At 42.5% G+C, this 21,062-nt stretch carries 16 protein-coding genes, 1 tRNA gene, 1 other RNA gene, 7 pseudogenes and 1 other annotated feature; of the genes and pseudogenes, 24 read left to right on the top strand and 1 reads right to left on the bottom strand.

Annotation, left to right across the window (positions count from 1 at the left end; genetic code table 11):
- Positions 1 to 131: 131 nt before the first annotated feature.
- Complete coding sequence (locus JCM19033_RS10215) at positions 132 to 1,241, top strand: HD-GYP domain-containing protein (RefSeq protein WP_054636239.1); 1,110 nt, start codon at positions 132 to 134, stop codon at positions 1,239 to 1,241.
- Positions 1,242 to 1,258: 17 nt separating this feature from the next.
- Here the strand turns inward: JCM19033_RS10215 and JCM19033_RS10210 are convergent, their stop codons facing one another.
- A complete protein-coding gene (locus JCM19033_RS10210) occupies positions 1,259 to 2,203 on the bottom strand; it encodes a YaaC family protein (RefSeq protein ID WP_054636238.1) in 945 nt (314 codons plus the stop codon).
- Positions 2,204 to 2,472: 269 nt separating this feature from the next.
- Here JCM19033_RS10210 and guaB point away from each other — a divergent pair, with 269 nt between their 5' ends.
- From guaB to JCM19033_RS25590, 23 genes and pseudogenes are all read left to right on the top strand, one after another.
- Positions 2,473 to 3,942: an IMP dehydrogenase gene (gene guaB / locus JCM19033_RS10205; protein WP_054636237.1), complete on the top strand. Its 1,470-nt coding sequence runs from the start codon at positions 2,473 to 2,475 to the stop codon at positions 3,940 to 3,942.
- A gap of 366 nt (positions 3,943 to 4,308) precedes the next feature.
- Positions 4,309 to 5,690: pseudogene (locus tag JCM19033_RS10195) on the top strand (D-alanyl-D-alanine carboxypeptidase family protein).
- Positions 5,691 to 5,826: 136 nt separating this feature from the next.
- On the top strand, positions 5,827 to 6,711 hold the full coding sequence (gene pdxS, locus JCM19033_RS10190; protein WP_054636235.1) for a pyridoxal 5'-phosphate synthase lyase subunit PdxS: 885 nt from the start codon (positions 5,827 to 5,829) through the stop codon (positions 6,709 to 6,711).
- 55 nt (positions 6,712 to 6,766) lie between these two features.
- On the top strand, positions 6,767 to 7,372 hold the full coding sequence (gene pdxT, locus JCM19033_RS10185) for a pyridoxal 5'-phosphate synthase glutaminase subunit PdxT (protein ID WP_054636234.1): 606 nt from the start codon (positions 6,767 to 6,769) through the stop codon (positions 7,370 to 7,372).
- A gap of 1 nt (position 7,373) precedes the next feature.
- Positions 7,374 to 7,586 (top strand) — a binding site (T-box leader).
- A gap of 69 nt (positions 7,587 to 7,655) precedes the next feature.
- A pseudogene (serS, locus tag JCM19033_RS10180) lies at positions 7,656 to 8,929 on the top strand (serine--tRNA ligase).
- Positions 8,930 to 9,307: 378 nt separating this feature from the next.
- Positions 9,308 to 9,760, top strand: a complete 453-nt coding sequence (locus JCM19033_RS10175) for an Lrp/AsnC family transcriptional regulator (RefSeq protein WP_054636314.1) — start codon at positions 9,308 to 9,310, stop codon at positions 9,758 to 9,760.
- 97 nt (positions 9,761 to 9,857) lie between these two features.
- Positions 9,858 to 10,852, top strand: a pseudogene (locus tag JCM19033_RS10170) (ABC transporter ATP-binding protein).
- Positions 10,849 to 11,898 (top strand): annotated as a pseudogene (locus JCM19033_RS10165) (ABC transporter ATP-binding protein). Before JCM19033_RS10170 ends, JCM19033_RS10165 begins: the two co-directional pseudogenes overlap by 4 nt.
- A 103-nt stretch (positions 11,899 to 12,001) precedes the next feature.
- Positions 12,002 to 12,925, top strand: a complete 924-nt coding sequence (locus JCM19033_RS25605) for an ABC transporter substrate-binding protein (protein WP_269758121.1) — start codon at positions 12,002 to 12,004, stop codon at positions 12,923 to 12,925.
- Positions 12,895 to 13,188: an ABC transporter substrate-binding protein gene (locus JCM19033_RS25600; RefSeq protein WP_269758120.1), complete on the top strand. Its 294-nt coding sequence runs from the start codon at positions 12,895 to 12,897 to the stop codon at positions 13,186 to 13,188. The genes JCM19033_RS25605 and JCM19033_RS25600 overlap by 31 nt, the downstream gene beginning before the upstream one ends.
- Before the next feature lie 43 nt (positions 13,189 to 13,231).
- A pseudogene (locus tag JCM19033_RS25595) lies at positions 13,232 to 13,780 on the top strand (ABC transporter substrate-binding protein); the annotation flags it as partial.
- A gap of 75 nt (positions 13,781 to 13,855) precedes the next feature.
- A pseudogene (locus JCM19033_RS10155) lies at positions 13,856 to 14,821 on the top strand (ABC transporter permease).
- 10 nt (positions 14,822 to 14,831) lie between these two features.
- Positions 14,832 to 15,766 (top strand): annotated as a pseudogene (opp4C, locus tag JCM19033_RS10150) (oligopeptide ABC transporter permease).
- Between the two features lie 127 nt (positions 15,767 to 15,893).
- Positions 15,894 to 15,986 (top strand) — tRNA-Ser (locus JCM19033_RS10145).
- A gap of 93 nt (positions 15,987 to 16,079) precedes the next feature.
- On the top strand, positions 16,080 to 16,574 hold the full coding sequence (gene tadA, locus JCM19033_RS10140; protein WP_054636233.1) for a tRNA adenosine(34) deaminase TadA: 495 nt from the start codon (positions 16,080 to 16,082) through the stop codon (positions 16,572 to 16,574).
- 64 nt (positions 16,575 to 16,638) lie between these two features.
- Positions 16,639 to 16,794, top strand: coding sequence for a YycC family protein (locus JCM19033_RS22180; RefSeq protein WP_083465382.1), 156 nt, complete (start codon positions 16,639 to 16,641; stop codon positions 16,792 to 16,794).
- Between the two features lie 99 nt (positions 16,795 to 16,893).
- Positions 16,894 to 17,159, top strand: an RNA gene (ffs, locus tag JCM19033_RS22175) — signal recognition particle sRNA large type.
- A gap of 164 nt (positions 17,160 to 17,323) precedes the next feature.
- Complete coding sequence (dnaX, locus tag JCM19033_RS10135; RefSeq protein WP_306301310.1) at positions 17,324 to 18,490, top strand: DNA polymerase III subunit gamma/tau; 1,167 nt, start codon at positions 17,324 to 17,326, stop codon at positions 18,488 to 18,490.
- Positions 18,478 to 19,026: a hypothetical protein gene (locus tag JCM19033_RS27410; protein WP_306301309.1), complete on the top strand. Its 549-nt coding sequence runs from the start codon at positions 18,478 to 18,480 to the stop codon at positions 19,024 to 19,026. The genes dnaX and JCM19033_RS27410 overlap by 13 nt, the downstream gene beginning before the upstream one ends.
- A 24-nt stretch (positions 19,027 to 19,050) precedes the next feature.
- Positions 19,051 to 19,362: a YbaB/EbfC family nucleoid-associated protein gene (locus JCM19033_RS10130; protein ID WP_054636232.1), complete on the top strand. Its 312-nt coding sequence runs from the start codon at positions 19,051 to 19,053 to the stop codon at positions 19,360 to 19,362.
- The gene (gene recR / locus JCM19033_RS10125; protein WP_269758134.1) at positions 19,363 to 19,974 is read left to right on the top strand and encodes a recombination mediator RecR; all 612 of its coding nucleotides are present in this window, start codon (positions 19,363 to 19,365) and stop codon (positions 19,972 to 19,974) included.
- Positions 19,975 to 19,988: 14 nt separating this feature from the next.
- On the top strand, positions 19,989 to 20,207 hold the full coding sequence (locus tag JCM19033_RS10120; protein WP_054636230.1) for a YaaL family protein: 219 nt from the start codon (positions 19,989 to 19,991) through the stop codon (positions 20,205 to 20,207).
- Between the two features lie 443 nt (positions 20,208 to 20,650).
- Complete coding sequence (locus JCM19033_RS25590; protein WP_269758133.1) at positions 20,651 to 20,806, top strand: pro-sigmaK processing inhibitor BofA family protein; 156 nt, start codon at positions 20,651 to 20,653, stop codon at positions 20,804 to 20,806.
- Positions 20,807 to 21,062 lie beyond the last annotated feature (256 nt).

Genomic DNA, 21,062 nt, shown 5'->3' with positions numbered 1-21,062 from the left:
CATTTCCTTGAAAGGTATGATGAAAGAAATAAACAAAGAGTTTAAGGAGCGTAATCTGATTAATTGATCTAAGCTTGAATGCCTTAAAAAAGGTAAAAGAAGACAATCGTCATGGTTAGAGGAGAATGAGGATGAGAGTAAACTCAAAGGAAGTAAAAGCAGGCTTTATATTGAAAGAAGACGTGTTTGTATCTAAGAATGTTCCTTTGTTGAAAAAAGATACGGTGCTGGAGGAATCTCACTTAGAAATACTGGAGGTCTTTCTTGTAGAGAGTGTGGAAATTGTAGGAACAGGCTCCCTTTTAGAAAAAGAAAACAGCCAAAACGAAAGAAGTTCAGAGAATAGTTCTTTTGAAGTAAACCAAGAAAGCAGCCTTGCTTCTTCCAAAACGTCCCTTTTTTTGTATCGGTACAAACAGGCAGTGACGACCTTTACTAAACTTTCCAGAGAGTGGGTGAATAAAGAAAAGGTAGATAATAAGAAGCTGGAAGGGATCTTTACTGGCCTTGTTGAAGAAATGGACAAGATTCCGCCCATACCTTTGTTTCTTAATCAATATTCCATTAAGGAAGACTACCCTTATCACCATGCTGTCAGTACCGGATTACTCTCTTACTTTATAAGTAAAAAGATGGGGTATACACCAAAAGAGAGCATTCAGATAGCTGAAGCTGCTGCATTATGTGATGTGGGAATGCTTAAGATAGGAAGATCCCACCTGGATAACAAAGGGATATTAACAGAAAAGGAATATGAAATTGTAAAAAAGCATCCATATGTAAGCTATAAAATGGTCAGGGAAAATATAGCCTCCAACGAAATGGCCCTGGCTGTTCTTCAGCACCATGAAAGAGAAGATGGAAGCGGATATCCTACAGGTGTAAAAAGTGATCAGATCCATCCCTTTAGTCAAATAGTAGCTGTGGCAGATGCCTACCATGCCATGACAACAAACCGCCCTTACCGTTTAGGGCAGTCGCCGTTTAAGGCGGTAGAAGATATATCGTTAAAAAACTTTGGCAAGTTTTCCCCTAAAGTAACTGAAACTCTTCTGGAGAGTTTAATTACACTTTCAACTGGCCTTACTGTGAAATTGAACAACGGTAAAAAAGGAAAGATTGTGTTCATAGATGACAAAGCACCTTCTTGCCCTGTTATCTGCATGGAAGATACTGAGAAGGTTATTCAGCTTTCTGCAAAAGATCTTTACACAATCAAAGAGGTAGTTGTTTGGCGCTGATAAAGATCTTCAGGATACTATGGGGTATAGTAAGGCTGAAAAAGAAAGGGAACTTTTTCTCGTACAAGGGCAAGATAAGCTTTTATAAAAGAAAAATCACTGGTTGTTTGATGGGTGATCAGCTCTCCCCACCATTCCGTTTCATATCTGCATATCATGCTTAGGTTATACAAAAGAAGGTAATGAACCAGTAATTCATGTAAACCAGTATGCTTCTCCACGTCAGGAAGAAGGTAATAACGATTTTCATGATCTTGAAGGAGAGTTTTTTTAAAGGCAGAATTCTCTATAAGAGAGGAAGAATAAGAAAGCACGGAAGAACCTTCTTCTTTCAGTACGGCTTTCATCTCCTTTTTTGAGATCCATTCTTTTACATTTTCTCTTTCGGTCTGGCCTATTGGCTGCTGGCTTTTAATCTCAAAGAATTCAGGATGGAACTCTACGGTTAGCAATGGTGGATAATTGTGAATAAAAGTAAAAAGTTCATAAAGCTCAGGGATCTGCAAAAGCAGATGACCCATTGACCATTTTTCTCCTTCTACGTGTTTCATGTGGAACATAACGCTGGCCGTATGTGAAAAGAGTCCATTTTTTTGAATTTTTACTTCGTCATCTAAAAAACAATAGCTTCTTTTCTTGCGTTTACGAGTACTGACACCGTGGGCCAGCACATGGGAGGAGCTCGGGTAGTGAGGGTCATAGAGAAGGACAGTTCCTTTAAGCAAATCAACGAATCCATAAAAATAGAGCAAAGGCTGAAGAGCTAAAGGGGAAGAGTCAGCCTGTTCAAAGAGCAGCCTGCCAAGCTTCCAGTAATGGGAAAGAGGGGTGGTGTTGTTGTAACTAAATGCCTTCGCCTCACGAAAGGAGTTGGACTTATAGTGCTGGTAAAGAAATCGCTGAAGCATATCCTGCCCTTCTAAAGGGAGAAAAAAAGAAAAGGATTGATCGAGAGAATTCATGCCTGAGGCTCCTTTTTTAAGTATAAAGAGTTTTTGTGCCCATAGTTTTTTGAATGTTTAAACTTCAGATAATTAGCATTAAAAAAAGACAAAAAATGATAAGATATGAAAAATAACATTTTGTGTCCTCAAATCACTCATTGAAATGGTGTCTTCTTAGTTAAGAAGACAGCTTCACATTTGTTTCTTGACAGTAGGATACCCAATTGTTACCCTACTTAATAATATTTAGAGACTGATTAGATTCAGGGAAGACCATAATAGAGAGGATGACAAGTATCGTGCGCACAGATAAGTTTGAAAAAGAAGGATTGACGTTTGATGATGTATTGCTGGTTCCGGACCGGTCTGAAATTCATCCTCGCGAAGTATCAGTGAAAACGACTTTAACAGAAAAACTTCCGCTGAACCTCCCGATCATTAGTGCAGGAATGGACACAGTAACAGAAGCCGGTATGGCCATCGCCATGGCCCGTGAAGGGGGACTTGGCATTATCCATAAGAACATGTCTATTGAACTGCAGGCAGAGCTTGTGGATTTAGTAAAAAGGTCAGAAAGCGGTGTTATTACTAATCCCTTCTTTCTTACACCAGACAGACAGGTATTTGATGCAGAAAAATTAATGGCTAAATACCGTATCTCCGGGGTGCCGATTGTAAATGAAAATCAAAAGCTTGTTGGAATATTAACAAATAGAGACCTTCGGTTTATTGAAGATTATTCCATCAAGATTGAAGAAGTAATGACGAGCAATAATCTTGTTACGGCTCCTGTAGGGACAACCTTAAAGGAAGCTGAAAAAACACTGCAAAAATATAAGATTGAAAAGCTTCCTCTCGTTGATGAAGATGGCACGCTTAAAGGTTTAATTACGATCAAAGATATTGAAAAAGTAATCGAGTTTCCAAACTCCGCCAAAGATAAACAGGGACGTCTTCTTGCCGGAGCAGCCGTAGGCGTGACAGAAGATAGTGTTCAACGCGTAAGTGCACTTGTGGACGCGGGGGTAGATGTCATCGTAATTGATACGGCGCACGGTCATTCCAGGGGAGTACTCAACAAAGTGGAAGAAATCCGCAATGAGTTTCCGGATCTTTCAATTATTGCAGGAAATGTAGCTACAGCTGAAGGAACAAGGGATTTAATTACAGCTGGAGCTGACATTGTAAAGGTGGGAATTGGCCCTGGATCTATTTGTACCACTCGCGTTGTTGCAGGAGTAGGAGTCCCTCAAATTACTGCGGTCTACGACTGTGCACAAGAAGCTGGCAAGCATAACGTGCCTATTATTGCAGACGGCGGCATTAAATACTCTGGAGACATCGTAAAAGCACTTGCTGCCGGAGCACATGCGGTTATGCTCGGAAGCTTGCTGGCGGGAGTGTCAGAAAGCCCGGGAGAAAGAGAGATTTATCAAGGACGTCAGTTTAAAGTGTACCGGGGCATGGGCTCACTAGGGGCAATGGAACAAGGAAGTAAAGATCGCTATTTCCAGGAAAAAAATCAAAAGCTTGTACCCGAAGGCATAGAAGGGCGAATTCCTTATAAAGGACCGCTTTCCGATACTCTTCATCAGTTATTAGGGGGTATTCGGGCTGGCATGGGTTATTGTGGCACAAAGACACTGGATGATTTACGAGAAAACGGAAAATTTGTCCGGATAACAAACGCCGGTTTAATTGAAAGTCATCCTCACGACGTTCAAATTACTAAAGAAGCACCAAACTATAGCTTGTAAGCTAAGACCTGGTCTTCAAAACGCCATGGAAGGGGCTGAGTTCTCCGGCCCCCTGTTTTGGCAGCCAGGAGAGTAGAAGCTGAAGGCTGTTAACAAAGTAAGCAATTTCAATCGAGCTTTTTCCTTTATTTCCCGGGAAAAGCTCTTTTTGTTAGTAAGATTTATTACCAAGCAAGACTCTGGAGCAAGGTCACCTTCCTGAATTATCCCCGCTTTTACCTTCAAAATGAAAACTGCGAGCAATCTTCTGTCTTCAGGAGCCACCTGGCAGCAAACAAAGCTGTGTAATAGTGAAAAAGCAACAAAAACAGAAGTGAAAAAAAGATAGAATAGGGTCTCTGGGAATCTATGTTTTTCCATATTCTTATGATAGAATATCTTTTGTGCAAGTCATCATGGAGGTGTAGCAAGTTGGGAAAGAATTTTTTAGGAACAGGGGCAGCCGCTGTACTTAGTAGTTTAGCAGTTTTTGGATTTGCTGGTTCGGCGGAAGCAAGCGGACCGGATCTAGAAGCTGAGGCTGCAATTTTAGTTGATGCAGAAACGGGGAAGATTATTTATCAAGATAACATAGATGTAATACTCCCCCCTGCGAGCATGACAAAGATCATGACAGAATACTTGGTACATGAAGCTATCGAGGAAGGGAGATCTCCTGGGACCAGACGGTTCCTATAAGTGATAAGGTCAGGGAACTTTCTCACGTTCGAGCTTTGTCAAATGTACCGTTAAGACCTGATGAGGAATACACCGTCCGTGAACTGTATGAATCAATGGCTATATACTCTGCCAATGCAGCGACGATAGCATTAGCTGAATTAATTTCCGGCTCTGAAACAGAGTTTGTCGATAAAATGAACGAAAAAGCTGCTGAATTAGGGCTTGATGAATATGAGTTTGTCAATTCAAGCGGGTTGAATAATAACTCAATGGGAGGCTTGCATCCTGAAGGCACTGGTGCAGATGCAGAGAATATGATGTCTGCCCGGGCAACAGCAAAGCTTGCTTATAACCTGCTGGATGAGTACCCGGAAGTGCTGGAGACAGCAAGCATTGGGCGTAAGTCTTTCAAAGAAGGCACAGATGACGAAATAGATATGGTGAACTGGAACTGGATGCTTCCTGAATTAGATCTTCCTTTTGCCTATGAAGGCCTTGACGGTTTAAAGACAGGGTACACAGACCTTGCGGGAAATGCCTTTACTGCCACAGCGGAAAGAGAGGATCTTCGCTTAATCTCCGTTGTGATGAGGACAGATTCTCGTGAAGCCCGCTTTGAAGAAACTGCAAAACTTCTGGATTATGGTTTTGATAACTATGAACATGAAGAAGTGGCGGAAGAAGGATACCAAATTGAAGGCCATGAAACATTGCCGGTAAGCAGAGGAACAGAGTCAGAAGTTTCTATTTCAACCGCTGAACCTTTAACGTTGCTGCTGCATCGCAATGAAGAGGCTGATGCGTATACACCTAATTTAACGATTAACGGAGAATTCCTTGATGAAGAGAATCAGCTGACAGCACCTATTGAACAAGGTGAGGTCATTGGGTACATTGATTTTGAATATACTGGTGAGAATAGTGAAGAATATTTAAGTGAACAATTAGAAGAAGCGAAGCGTGTCCCTGTAATTGTTAATGAAGAAGTTGAAAAAGCAGGTTGGTTTTCTTTAGGCATACGCAGTATCGGCGGTTTCTTCTCAGGGATGTGGAACAACGTTGCAGATACAGTAAAAGGATGGTTTTAATCCCTCTTTTCTTATCTGCTTTAACATGACGAAGAATAATGATACAATATAGAACGGAATGATAGTAAAAATTATCTTACTATTTATAAGGTCGTTTATGATCTAGTTATAAAATGAGCAGGGGGAAAAGGAAAACATGGCAGATAGAGGTACTGATCGAGTAAAACGTGGTATGGCAGAAATGCAAAAAGGCGGCGTCATCATGGACGTGGTAAACGCTGAACAGGCAAAAATTGCAGAAGAAGCAGGCGCAGTTGCTGTAATGGCACTAGAAAGAGTACCGGCAGATATCCGCGCAGCCGGTGGAGTTGCCCGTATGGCAGACCCTACGATTGTTGAAGAAGTGATGGGAGCCGTTTCTATCCCGGTTATGGCCAAAGCCCGTATCGGACATATCGTTGAAGCTCACGTATTAGAAGCTTTAGGAGTAGACTACATTGATGAAAGTGAAGTTTTGACTCCTGCGGATGAAGTGTATCATCTTGACAAAAGAGATTACACCGTGCCGTTTGTATGTGGAGCAAGAGATTTAGGAGAGGCTCTTCGCCGGGTAGGAGAAGGAGCATCAATGCTTCGTACAAAAGGTGAACCAGGTACAGGAAACATTGTTGAAGCTGTGCGTCACATGAGAATGGTACAAGCACAGGTTAAACGTGTTGTTACCATGTCAAAAGACGAGTTAATGACAGAAGCTAAAAACATCGGTGCTCCTTACGAGCTGCTTTTAAATATTCAGGAGAACGGTAAGCTTCCAGTTGTAAACTTTGCTGCCGGCGGAATTGCTACACCAGCGGATGCAGCACTTATGATGCAGCTTGGTGCAGACGGGGTCTTTGTAGGATCCGGGATCTTTAAATCCGAAAGCCCTGAAAAATTTGCCCGTGCTATTGTAGAAGCTACCACTCATTATGAAGATTATAAATTGATTGGTGAATTATCCAAAGGTCTAGGAACAGCAATGAAAGGTCTTGAGATTTCTACGTTGGCTGCATCAGAGCGCATGCAGGACCGCGGCTGGTAAGAAATCATCCCGGAGTACATTGCTTATCAATACAAACAAGCAAAGGAGCATTATCATGTTGAAAATTGGAGTGCTGGCTCTTCAAGGAGCAGTGCGGGAACACGTGGAATGTTTAGCTGCTCCGGATACGGAAGTCACGATTGTAAAACGCACAGAACAGCTGGAAGACTTGGACGGTTTGGTTTTTCCTGGCGGGGAAAGTACCACTATGCGCCGTTTAATTGATAAATACGATTTTTTTGAACCCCTTAAAAAGTTTGCAGAATCAGGAAAACCAGTATTTGGAACCTGCGCAGGGCTGATTTTAATGTCAAAGGAAATTGCAGGTGAAGGAGAAGGCCATTTAGAACTGATGGATATGGTAGTGGAGCGGAACGCATTTGGCCGTCAGAGAGAGAGTTTTGAAACTCTTATGCCTGTCAAAGACATTGGAGAAGACATACAGGCTGTCTTTATCCGTGCTCCCCTTATTTCTGAAGTTGGTGACAATGTGGAAGTATTGGCCAAATACGGCGAAGAGATCGTGGTAGCCAGACAAGGTCATTTACTCGCATGCTCCTTTCACCCGGAATTAACGACAGATTGCCGTATGCATAGATATTTTGCTACAATGGTAAAAGAAGCCAAAGAACAGTTCGCAACACAAGCGATTTCTTCATAAATTTAATTCGTAGATAGACGCTAGTACTGTTTTATTCTTTTTTCAGAGAACCGATGGCTGGTGTGAATCGGTAAAGAATAAGCAGGAATCCAGTCTGGAGTGAAGGGCTGAATGTAGTAGGTTCTTCCGGTTCATCCGTCGTTATGGGGTGCTAAGAGGAAGACTGGCGTCTTCAATTTAGGGTGGCAACGCGGGAAAAGCTCTCGTCCCTTACCAGATGAGGGCTTTTTTTATGGAGAATAGCAGAAAGAAGACAAACGAACAGAAAAAGGAGGCAAAGATGATGCTTGATATTAAAGAACTTAGAAATAACTTCGGAGAAATAAAAGAACAGCTTCAAAAAAGAGGAGAAAACATTGGAGAGATCGACCGGTTCCAGGAACTGGATAAGCGCCGCAGAGAGTTAATTCAAGAAACAGAAACGTTAAAGCAGCAAAGAAATGAAGCGTCACAGCAGGTAGCCCAGCTAAAGAGAGAAAAAAAAGACGCAGACGAGGTAATAAAGAAAACAAAGGAAGCATCTGCAAAAATAAAAGACCTTGATGTGGAGCTGCGGGAAATTGAAGAAGAGTTAGAAACTTTGCTTTTAACAATTCCTAATATCCCCCACGAAAGTGTGCCAGTCGGTAGTGATGAAGATGATAATGAAGAAATAAGAACGTATGGAGAGATTCCGTCTTTCTCTTTTGAAGCGAAAGCCCACTGGGATCTGGCAACAGAGCTAGGAATTGTGGAGTTTGAGAGAGCAAGTAAAGTGACAGGCAGCCGCTTTGCTTTTTATAAGGGGGCAGGAGCCCGTTTAGAGCGAGCCCTTGTCAACTTTATGATGGATCTTCATGAAGATGAGCATGGGTATGAGGAAGTACTGCCCCCATATATGGTAAATCGCACGAGCATGACGGGGACAGGGCAGCTTCCTAAGTTTGAAGAGGATGCCTTTAAGATTAGAGAAGAAGATTATTTTCTTATTCCGACAGCAGAAGTGCCAGTAACAAATTTACATCGTGATGAAATTCTTAATGGTGAAGAACTTCCGATAGGATATACGGCTTTTAGTGCTTGTTTCAGGTCTGAAGCAGCTCCGCCGGCCGTGACACGAGAGGACTCATTCGTCAGCACCAATTTAACAAAGTGGAGCTGGTGAAATTTGTTAAACCAGAAGATTCTTATGAAGAGCTTGAAAAACTTACTGGACACGCAGAAAAGGTGCTTCAGCTCTTACACCTTCCGTACAGGGTCATGAACATGTGTACAGGGGACCTAGGATTTACTGCCGCAAAAAAATACGATATTGAAGTTTGGCTTCCAAGCTACAATGAATATAAAGAAATATCCTCTTGCAGTAACTTCGAATCTTTCCAGGCCAGAAGAGCTAACATACGTTTTAAAAGAGATGCAAAGGCCAAAACAGAATTTGTTCACACGTTAAATGGCTCTGGTTTAGCGGTGGGCCGCACGGTAGCTGCAATCATTGAAAACTATCAGCAAGAAGACGGGACAATAAAAATCCCTGAGGTTCTACAGCCTTATATGAAAAACAAAACTCACATCAGATAAATAAGCACTCTGTCTTTGGCGAGACAGAGTGCTTTTTATATAAAGATGTACGTGATTTCGCAAAAAATTACGGAATTCGAAGGAAATAGAAAAGGGAGAAAAATTGAAGAATATATTACCAAATGGTCTCTAGGCGTTGAAATATGTAGAATTGTAAAAAAATCTTTCAATAATTTTGCTTTTTTCTAAAAACGAATATTGCATTAAATTACAAGTTTCCTTATAATAATCTTAATTCATTCTTTTAATTCTTACGAAAATTATAAATAAAGACGTATATGCGTGAAGATATCGTAACACATTCCTATACTTGGAAAAAATCAGCATGTATAACGAACAAGCCTAGGAAGAGTACATACAAAAAGAAGTGTGAGAGAAATGAACCATTTGGATAATACAGATTTCGCTATCTTAGGGTATTTGCAGGAAAATGGAAAGCGATCATACAGTGAGATTGCTCGTTGTCTTGATGTGAGTGAAGGAACCATTCGTTCCCGAATAAATAAAATGCTTCAGCAGGGAGTATTTGAGTTTATCATTCATACGAACCCAAATAAAGTAGGCTTAAAAGTCCAGGCGATTATTGGCTTTTCTACTCAACTAGGCAAGCAGGAAGAAATTGCGGGGAAATTGCAAAAGTACCCTGAAGTAAGATTTATTGGTGCTTTTTCCGGAAAACATGACCTGATTATTCAGGCCTATTTCAAAAGCAATGAAGATCTTGTTCACTTTGTAAACAAAGAACTATCACAAATTGAGGGTATTCTCACAGCAGATGTAAGCGTGGAGTTAAAGCAGTATAAAGATTCGTTTTCCTATATTATACCCTAACCCTATAGTAGAAAACTAGTTTTTGGTAAGCCAGGGTCTCAGCATAAATTTTTAAAATATTCAGTAAAGGAAAATAGAGTTAAATTGAGGTGTACCTATGAGTAATGAAGCATTACTAGACGTAAAAGGATTAAAAACATATTTCTATCTTGGAGACCGAGTGGCTAAAGCTGTAGATGGTGTTGATTTTGAAATTAACAAAGGGGAAACAGTAGCTATCGTAGGGGAGTCGGGCAGTGGAAAAAGTATAACCTCCATGTCTATTATGGGTCTGATACCCAGTCCACCGGGAAAAATAGTAGAAGGCTCCATTAAATTAGAGGGGAAAGAAATCGTTCATCTTCCGGAACGGCAAATGCGCAACGTGCGGGGAAATGAAATTGGAATGATTTTCAGGAGCCAATGACTTCACTGAATCCAGTATTTACTATTGGAAACCAGGTAGCTGAGCCGTTGATAAAGCACAGAGGATACAAAAAGAAGCAGGCTCGGGAAAAAACGATTGAGCTCCTGAAAATGGTTGGTTTTCCTCGTGCCGAAGAAACCATAGACGAATATCCTCATCAGCTTTCCGGGGGGATGAGACAGCGGGTGATGATTGCGATCGCTATGAGCTGTGACCCTAAACTGTTAATAGCTGATGAGCCTACAACGGCGCTGGATGTCACCATTCAAGCTCAAATTCTCGATCTGATGGCTGAAGTGAAGGAAAGAACAAATTCTTCCATATTAATGATTACCCATGACCTTGGCGTCGTCGCTGAGATGGCTGATAGAGTACTAGTGATGTATGGAGGTCAAATTGTAGAAAACGCAGATGCGAAGACACTATTTACGGAACCTAAACATCCATACACCGTCGGTCTGTTAGGGAGCATGCCTCAGCTTGACGATGAAAAAGAACGGCTGGAATCTATACCTGGTACTGTACCGCCGGCCCATAACTTTCCTCAAGGATGCCGGTTTGCTCCCCGCTGTAAGCATGCGATGAAAGAATGCACAACGGAAGTGCCGGACCTTCGGGATACAGGGAATAGGCAAAAAGTCCGCTGTATTCTCTATGAAGAGAGTCAAGGAGGTCAGCATTCATGAACACTACAAAAGAGAAACAACAGAACCAGCATGATGTTCAAAACCGTGAAAAGTTAGTAGAAGTTAAAAATATAAAAAAATACTTTCCTATCAAGGAGGGTTCTTAAAAAGAACTGTAGCCCATGTGAAAGCAGTTGATGATATCACGTTTGACGTCTACAAAGGAGAAACCTTAGGAATTGTGGGAGAGTCAGGGTCTGGAAAATCGACCTTAGGAAGAATGATCCTTCGTCTTCTTGATTCTACTGAAGGAGAGATCCGTTTTGACGGACAAGAGATAACAAATATCTCTCAACGAAAAATGCGAAATTTAAGAAAAGAAATGCAGACGATTTTTCAGGATCCCTACGCATCTTTAAATCCAAGAATGAGTGTAGGAGAAATCATAGAAGAGCCGATGGTCGTTCAAAAGCTCATGAGCAAAAATGAACGGGAAAAAAGAGTCATAAATCTTCTTGAAACAGTGGGTCTGAACGAAAGTGCAAGGAACAAATATCCCCATGAATTTTCCGGCGGCCAGCGGCAGCGAATAGGGATTGCCCGTGCTCTTTCGACTCGTCCGAAGCTGATTATAGGTGATGAACGTTTCCGCCCTGGACGTTTCAGTTCAGTCACAAGTTCTTAACCTGATGGAAGATTTACAGGATGAATACGGGTTAACATACATCTTTATTGCTCATGACCTCAGCGTGGTTAAGCATATCAGCGACCGTGTGGCTGTGATGTATCTTGGAAAGCTGGCAGAAATTGCTCCTAAGGAATCAATATACAAAAAACCACTTCATCCATACACACAGGCCTTAATATCGGCTGTACCGACAACCAATGTAGAAGAAGAAAAAGAAAGGGTGGTCTTAGAGGGTGACTTGCCGAGCCCTTCTAACCCTCCTTCAGGTTGTCCGTTCCACACGAGATGTCCGGAAGCTCATGAAAGATGCAAAACAGAACGGCCTCAATTAACAAATATGGGTGGAGGACATTATGTTGCTTGTCACTTGTACACCGAGCCTGAACCTAAAATTGCTGAAAATGCCGAACAAGACTAACCTATTCAGCTTTTAACCTGTACAGGAGGTGACGCGGGTATAGGAGGAGAGGGAAGAGTCAAAAAAGTTTGCTGGTTTAGAAAATAAAAGGGGGTCACAAAAGATGAAACATAAAAGTTTGTTATTTTTACTATCTACAGGTCTTATCTTGTCAGCGTGTAATGGCGGCGATGAGGATTTTGAAGAAGGTGCAGATCCGGCAGAAGACGGCGCGGAAACAGAGACAGATGGAGAAAACGGTGAAACGGCAGGAGAGCCTCAAGAAGGCGGAAATATAAATCTTGCCATGTATTCCGCACCAGATCACCAGTTTAATCCAATTTACTATCAATCCTCATATGATAATAATATCCTGGAGTTCACACATGAAAAGCTTTTTGAACAGAACGAAGACCTTGAATTTTACGGGGAACTTGCAGAAGAATACGAATTAAATGATGAGCAAACAGAAATGACTGTTCAGCTTCGTGAAGATGTCGTATGGCATGATGGCGAGCCATTTACTGCAGACGATGTCGTGTTTACTTATACTGCTATCGCTGACCCAGAATATACAGGTGTTCGTACAAGCTATGCAGATTCACTGTTAGGCTATGATGAGTTTAAAGCCGGTGATACGGAGGAGTTTGAAGGTGTGGAAGCTGTAGATGAACATACGGTTGTATTTCGGTGGGAAGAGCCTACTGTAACACCAGAATACGATGCCAGCTTCTTTATTATTCCAGAGCATGTGTTTGGTGATGTTCCTGCTGATGAAATGGAACAACATTCTGCTTCCTCTAACCCTGGGGAAATCATTGGAACAGGGCCGTTTGAGTTTACCGCAGCTGTAGAAGGGGATCGCTATGAGCTTGAAGCATTTGAGGATTACTGGAAAGGTAGACCTCATCTTGATAGTGTGACCTGGAGAGTGGTTGACCAATCTGTTATGACTGGTTTACTGGATAATGGTGAGATTCACATGGTGCTGAACCAGACGGAATCGTGCCAAATGATGTGGAAAGTGTTGAAGCGCTGGGGAATGTGAACCTTTACCAGCCTCAAGATTTAGGTTACCAATACATGGGTCTTAAATTGGCTCACCGTCCAAGTGAGGATGTGGAAGCCGGTGTAGTTGATCCTGATAATTTCATTGTTAACGAAAAACTTGAAGACAAGCGTGTGCGTCAAGCTCTTGTCTATGGTATTAATCGTGAAGCGATGATTGAAGGACTCCTTCATGGTTCTGGAGAGGTCCTCCACGCTCCATTCCCGGAAGCTTCCTGGCATATGATGAAGATGCGCCAGTGAAATATGAGTACGACCCGGATCAGGCACGTGCCTTCTTGAAGATGCCGGTTTTGAAGATATAACAGGCGATGGCTTCTATGAAGATCCAGATGGAGAAGAATACGTATTGAACCTTGAATACCCTACTGGAAATGAAGCTCGTGAGAATGCGGCTTTAGTTATCGGGGAGAACCTTCAGGATATTGGTATTAATGTAAATGTGCAGCAGCCTCGTGAATTTTCTGCTCATGCTGACCGAGTTGAGGATGATGAGAGAAGCATGGATCTTTACCTTATGGGCTGGAGCTTAGCATCTGGCGATCCGGATCCTGCAGTCTATTTCCAGTCTGATGTTGCTTATAACTATACGCGCTGGAATGATGAGCATAGTGACGAACTCATTGCAGCTGGCGTACAAGCTCCAGAAGCATTTGATGAAGAGTACCGAATGGAAGTGTATGCAGAGTGGGCGGAGCATGTATCTGAAGAAGTTCCTATGGTCTTCTTATGGTCTCCAATCAATAACTTTGCATACGTCGACAGCCTCCAGGGAGTTACTGAACACCCTGCCAATATGTACAAAGATACACACGAGTGGTACCTCGCCGAATAAGGCTGTATAAGATGGTAAATGGCGTGTGGTGAATATGCCACACGCCATTGCTATGAGAGGGAGAAGGAGGAAAACATGTACAAGTATATATTAAGGCGCGTACTTGTCTTCATTCCGATGTTATTTATTGTGACAGTTGTTGTGTTTGCCCTTGCGTATTTAGCGCCAGGGGATCCTTTAACAGGCCAGTAGCTCGATCCTACGATTGACCCGGAAGTTTTAGAGCAGCGTCGAGAAGCATTGGGATTAAATGAACCACCCCATGTTCAATATGCAAATTGGCTCTCTAATGTGGCAAGAGGGAACCTGGGTGATTCATTGCACTACTCGGGACGAACAGTGCAGGAGCTTATCCTATCGAGGGTGCCCAATACAATTTATTTAGCCGTATTTTCTTTATTTGTCACGATTATTGTCGGTTTGCCTATAGGGATTTATTCAGCTCGTAAGCAATACACCGTAGTAGATTATTCTGCTACTACATTTGGTTTTTTGGGACTGGCAACACCTAACTTTTTTGCTGCACTGGTGGCGATTTATTTCTTTTCGTTCCAATTAGGGTGGTTTCCAGCACAGGGAACGGTATCATCGACGAGTTTGACAGGGTTTGAAGCCTTTATTGATCGATTACATCATTTAGTTCTTCCAGGGATCACCCTGGGATTGGCAAGTACTGCCATTTACATGCGCTACATCAGATCTGAAATGCTAGACGTCATGGGAAGTGACTTTATTCGAACCGCACGTGCTAAAGGGTTAGGAGAAAACAGTGTTCTTTATAAGCACACCCTTCGAAACGCATTGATTCCAATCATCACATTACTTGGGTTTGAGTTTGGAACCCTGTTAAGCGGGGCGGTAGTGATTGAAGCCACCTTTAACTTTCCAGGACTAGGACAACTCTTTTTAACAGGAATAATGAACAGGGACTTTCCGTTAATAATGGGGATAAATTTATTAGTTGGAGTTACGATATTAGTCGGTAACTTGTTAGCGGATATTTTCTACGCTGTAGTTGATCCGCGAATTCGCTACGATTGAGGTGAAAGACATGAGTGATCCTAGAGCTACAGAACAAATGGATAACACAGACCCAGGTGCACCTGAACCGAGCGAAGGACAAGAAAAGGAAAAGCACTATAGTCCCACCCAACTCGCTTTGCGGCGCTTTATCCGCAATAAGTTAGCGGTTATCGGTCTCGTTATCTTTATTTTAATAACTATTGTATCCTTTAGTGCTCCGTTAATAACAGACATTGACCCGACAAGAACGGACTTGTTAAACGTACATGCTGATCCAAATTCTACTAATCTTCTAGGGACGGACAGTTCAGGGAGAGATAACTTTGCCCGATTATTGTACGGTGGGCAGGTGTCTATTCAAGTAGGGGTATTTATTACCCTTATCGTTACAGTGATTGGTGTTGTGTTTGGCTCATTAGCTGGGTACTACGGGGGAATTGTGGATAGTGCTATTATGCGTTTGGCTGACCTTTTTTTAATCTTTCCATTCTTGCTTATGGTGTTAACAGTAGTAACTATTTTAGAGGAAACGACTATTTTCATTTTCGTGGTGACTTTAGGTTTAATTACGTGGCCAAATATCACCCGTATTATTAGAGGGAATTATTTATCTTTAAGGGAAAAAGAATACGTACTTAGTGCGAGATCAATAGGCGCTCAGATCTTCGGATTATCGGGAAGCATATGATCCCGAATGCTGTCGGTCCGATTATCGTCAATGCTACCGTCATTATGGCACAAATGATCATCTTAGAATCTGCATTAAGTTTCCTTGGTTTTGGGATTCCGCAGCCTACACCAACGTGGGGATCTATGCTGAGTGAAGCCACAAGCTTAAATATATTAACAAATCAGCCATGGGCCTGGCTGCCGCCTGGTCTTCTGATTGTGCTGACTGTCTTATCTATTAACTTCGTCGGTGATGGGTTACGAGATGCGTTTGATCCTAAAAGCCAAAGATAACAAAAGAGCTGTTCCGGTTGGAACGGCTCTTTTACTACATTTTAAATTTTTTTTAGAAAACTGCTTGCATGGGTTATGACCTTATGCTATTATAGTTCTTGTCAGCCAAAAAGACATAAACAAGCACGGAGGAGTACCCAAGTCCGGCTGAAGGGAGCGGTCTTGAAAACCGCCAGGGGCTTTGCGGCCCGCGGGGGTTCGAATCCCTCCTCCTCCGCCATAATACTTACTATTACAAGCATACCTTTTGTCAAAGGGTATGCTTTTTTATACTTAAATAGTGTTACTGGGAAAGAGAGGTGGTGAGCATTTGATGAAGGAACATGATCAACGTTTTATGAAGGAAGCAATAAATGAGGCTCTTAGAGCTCAGGAAAAGGGAGAGGTCCCAATTGGTGCCGTCATTGTTTTTAAAGGGGAAATTATTGCGAGAGGTCATAATGAAAGAGAAACCAGACAGCGTTCGGATGCTCATGCTGAAATGATTGCTATAGAAAAGGCATGTGAATATATGGGTTCCTGGCGGTTGGAAGATTGTACATTGTACGTGACGTTAGAGCCTTGTCCTATGTGTGCGGGGGCTCTGGTTCAGGCCAGAGTTCCACGCGTAGTGTTTGGCGCAGTCGACCCAAAAGCAGGATGTGCCGGTACGCTGATGAACCTTCTTGATGACTCCCGTTTCAATCACCGGGCTGACGTAAGGGCGGGTATCCTTGAAGAGGAGTGCGGACTGTTATTGACTTCCTTTTTTCAGGAATTGCGCAAAAAAAAGAAAGAAAAGAAAAGACAAAAATCTGACCTTTTTTAGATTGGCTGCCTCTGGTTTCTCGTGATATAGTTACCTTAGAGGTTTTAGAAGTGGAGGGAGAACGGTGCAACCGAATCAATTTTCTTTAGAAACAGCACAAAGGCTTGCTGAAAAACTTAATATGCCGCTAGAGCATATCATGCATACGCCGCCTCATGTAATTATGGCTAAGATTGCTGAATTGGAAAAAAAGCAGGAAAACACCGCAAACGAGAAATAAAAATTTTCTACGAAGAGCCTCTTGCATTTTGTATCAAGAGTATGTAGAATAAGAAATGCGTCGCTGAAATGCTGACGCCTAACAATGTTATCAAATTTGTCGTGCTAGGCGGGGAGGTAGCGGTGCCCTGTACTCGCAATCCGCTATAGCGAGGCTTAATCCCTTCTCGAGGTTTTGTCTCCGTAAGGTCTGCCCTGAATAAGTGGTGTTGACGCCCGGGTTCTGCGCAACGGAAACCCGTGAACCCTGTCAGGTCCGGAAGGAAGCAGCAGTAAGCGGCCACTTCCGTGTGCCGCAGAGTCGCCTGGGTCTAGCTAACTGTTCAGGTAACGCTTATGGAGGCATTATCAACAGAAGGTGCACGGCTTTAATAAATGAAATGATCAAACGGCTCCGTCGGGGGTCGTTTTTTTGTACATAAAATTATTGAAAAGAAAAGTCCGGAATTGGATGCATCCTTGCTTTGAATTATGCGCTTGAGACCGGTATAATTAGGGATGAATGTCAGCCGGTTAAAGGAGGAACGGGAGTGAGCTACCAGGCGCTTTACAGGGTATGGAGACCACGGCAGCTAAGCGATGTGGTAGGACAGGAGCATATTACAAAGACACTGCAGAATGCTCTGATCCAGGAAAAGTTCTCTCACGCCTATTTATTTACTGGGCCCAGGGGGACAGGGAAAACAAGCGCAGCCAAAATCATCGCTAAAGCCATCAACTGTGAACACGCTCCCGTAAAAGAACCTTGTAATGAGTGTTCTTCTTGCCGGGGGATAGGAGATGGATCAATTGTTGATGTAATGGAGATAGATGCGGCTTCGAACAACGGGGTCGACGAAATCCGCTATATCCGTGAAAATGTAATGGCTGCACCCAGAGATATCAGGTATAAAGTGTACATTATAGATGAAGTGCATATGCTTTCTACAGGAGCGTTCAATGCGCTTCTAAAAACGCTTGAAGAGCCTCCGAAGCATGTTGTTTTTATACTGGCAACAACAGAACCTCATAAGATTCCCTTAACAATTATATCTCGCTGCCAGCGTTTTGATTTTAAACGCATATCCAGCCAGGCCCTCGTTGGCCGAATGGAATATATCTTAGAAGAGCAGCATATTGAGGCAGAACAAGAAGCTCTCCATTTGATTGGCCGTGCAGCCGAGGGCGGTATGAGGGATGCATTGAGTCTGTTAGACCAGGCCATTTCTTTTGCTGAAGATAGGGTGACATCTGCTGATGTGCTTGCTATTACCGGAGCTGTGTCACAGCAATTTTTGACTGATACAGCCAGGGCATTAAAGGACAAAGATACAGCAAAAGCGATCAAGACAGCAGACGCATTAATAAGAGAGGGGAAAGATCCCCTTCGCTTTATGGAAGACTTAATTTATTACTTTCGGGATATGCTTTTATATAAAACAGCACCGGAGCTGGATGAAGTGCTTGACCGTGTGAGAGTGGAGGAAAGCTTCGAGGAGACAGCCCAGTCCATTGACACTCCATGGTTATATGAAGTAATTGATAAGTTGAACCACTATCATCAGGAAATGAAGTGGGCAAGCCACCCCAAAATTTTTTTGGAGCTATCTTTAATCAATGTTTGTTATGTAGAAAACCAGGCTGAAGGAACAAGCTCTGCAGAGGTCCAGGAATTACACAAGAAGCTCAGCCGGATGGAAAAGAGTTGGAGACGTTGAAAAAACAGGGAGTGCCTGCCGCTGCAGGAAGAAAAGAAGAATCGCAGCCAAAATCCCGAGTGGCGCCTTCTGTTTCTTCCTCCAAACAGGGCGGGGTTAATTTAGCCGGACTGGGCAAAGTCAAAGAAATGCTAGGTTCGGCTTCGAAACAGGAACTTCAAGTCATTTCTTCTAAATGGCCGGAAGTAATGAATAAAATTAAAGGCGAAAGTGTCCCGGCCAGTGCCTGGGCAAGTGATTCTAAGCCGGTGGCGGCCACAGGGGATTCTGTGCTCCTGGCATTTCAAAACGAGATGCACAGAAACATGGTGGACTCAAAGTTCCGCTCATTAGTTGAAAGCGCGATTGAAACGATCAGCGGGAAGCCGATGACTCTTATAACCATTCTTATGGGCCAATGGGAAAAGGTTAAGGAAGATTATATGCGGAGCCAGCTCAGCAGCCAGACAGAAGACGAGGCAGGAACGGAGCCGATTGTTGACGAAGCCATTAAATTAGTAGGTTCTGATTTAATAGAAATTGTAGAAAGTGAATAGTGACTATATTAGGAGGCGTGAGAAATGAAAAATATGGGTAGTATGATGAAACAAATGCAAAAGATGCAAAAACAGATGCAAAAAGCACAAGAAGAACTGAAAGAAAAAACTGTTGAGGCGACAGCAGGTGGAGGAGCGGTTAAGGTTATCGCTTCTGGTGACAAGCGAATTGTAGATATTGAAATTGATGAAGATGTAGTAGATCCAGATGATGTAGAAATGCTTCAAGACTTGGTTCTAGCCGCAACAAATGAAGCACTAAAACAAGTAGACGAGTTAGTAGAACAAGATATGGGCAAGTTCACGAAAGGGATGAACCTGCCTGGGATGTTCTAAATTAGGAGGAGTGTTCGGTGCAGTACCTGCCCTATTTCAAAGCTTATTGACGGGTTTATGAAACTCCCGGGAATCGGGCCAAAGACAGCCAGCCGTCTTGCTTTTTACGTGTTAGACATGAAGGAAGATGACGTCCTGGACTTTGCCAAAGCCCTCGTTAACGCAAAAAGAGATTTGACGTACTGTTCAGTATGCCACCATATAACAGATACTGATCCATGCAGGATATGTGAGGATAAACAACGAGATCAAACCGTTCTTTGTGTAGTGCAAGATTCAAAAGATGTGATGGCGATGGAGAAGATGCGTGAGTATCATGGCTTGTATCACGTGCTTCATGGAGAAATTTCCCCTATGGAGGGAATCGGGCCGGAAGATATTAAAATTCCTGAACTTCTTAAAAGACTTCAAGATGACACAGTGACTGAAATCATTGTGGCAACAAACCCTACGATTGAAGGGGAGGCCACTGCCATGTACATTTCCCGCCTTGTTAAACCTACAGGAATTAAGGTAACAAGGATTGCACACGGGCTTCCTGTAGGAGGAGATCTGGAGTACGCGGATGAAGTAACGTTATCAAGAGCGATCGAGGGACGACGTGAGTTATAGGAAAGAGGATGCCGATGTTATTTAAAAAGAAAAGAATCCGGCAAAAAGAAAGAGAGAGGCTCGTGCGTTTAATCGGGGAAATGAAGCACCAGCTGGAAAGACAGCAGGCATTTGTATCAAAAAGTGTAGAGCCATCAAGAGAAGTGTTGGCTGATGTTAAGCTTACAGAAGCCAAGTATTTATTTCTCTTAAAAGAAGCAAGACAAAAGAAGGTAAGCGGAGTGAGTAAGTAAAAAAGCACCTTCATCCTTCATATTGAAGAGGCACCCACGTTTTTTTAAAGCGTGGGTTTCTTTGTATTATTTATTTGGCCCCTTTTGTTCACTTGCTCTTTTCTGCAGTCAGCAGAAGTAAAGCCGGTATATCTGTTTTTCGCTCCCCTCCTTTACCTTATTGATTATGGAAGATGAATGAAGGAAAGCTTATCCTGATATGGGCTGCTGTTTTTAGGGGAAGGACCAGTCTGAAGTGCCTTTACTTCTAACAGGTATTTTAAGGGGAAAGATTTTTTAGGATGGACATACATATAGAGTAAACAAGTGAGTGGAAAGGCTAGGTGAACGAAAGTGGACCCGATACTACTTATTTCAGCATTAGGCTTGCTCGTCTTTTTTATTTTATTTGTCACTGGGCCCTTTAAGCCTTTCGGTGGATTGGAAAAGGGGTCATACGTTTGATGATTGGAGCTCTTGCTTTATTCTTTTTAAATGTCTTTGGGAGTGCAGTGGGTTATCATATCCCTTTAAACCTCTTTACAGTTTCGATCTCCGGGTTGCTGGGCATTCCTGGAGTGGCACTTCTCGTAGTCGTCGATTTATTGATTCTTCCATAGAGAGAAAAAGTTTAGGCGGGGTCCTTAAAAGTCCCTGCTTTTTTTGATGGGTGAGTGATCTTCCATTTATAATGTTCTTTTTTATCAGTCTCAGTCAAAATACAAAAAAGTGTTGCATGTGTTTTAAGGACATGATATATTATTACTTGTCGCTGTTGAGAACAGCAATTATTATTAAAAAGTTGTTGACATTAAAAACAATTTCTGATAATATTAATTGAGTCGCTGTTGAGGCGGCAATTCATAGATTGCTAGA

The organism is Thalassobacillus sp. C254 (genome assembly GCF_001310615.1).
Note: the sequence above shows the minus strand (reverse complement) of the source record. Positions and strands in the feature narration are given on the sequence as shown.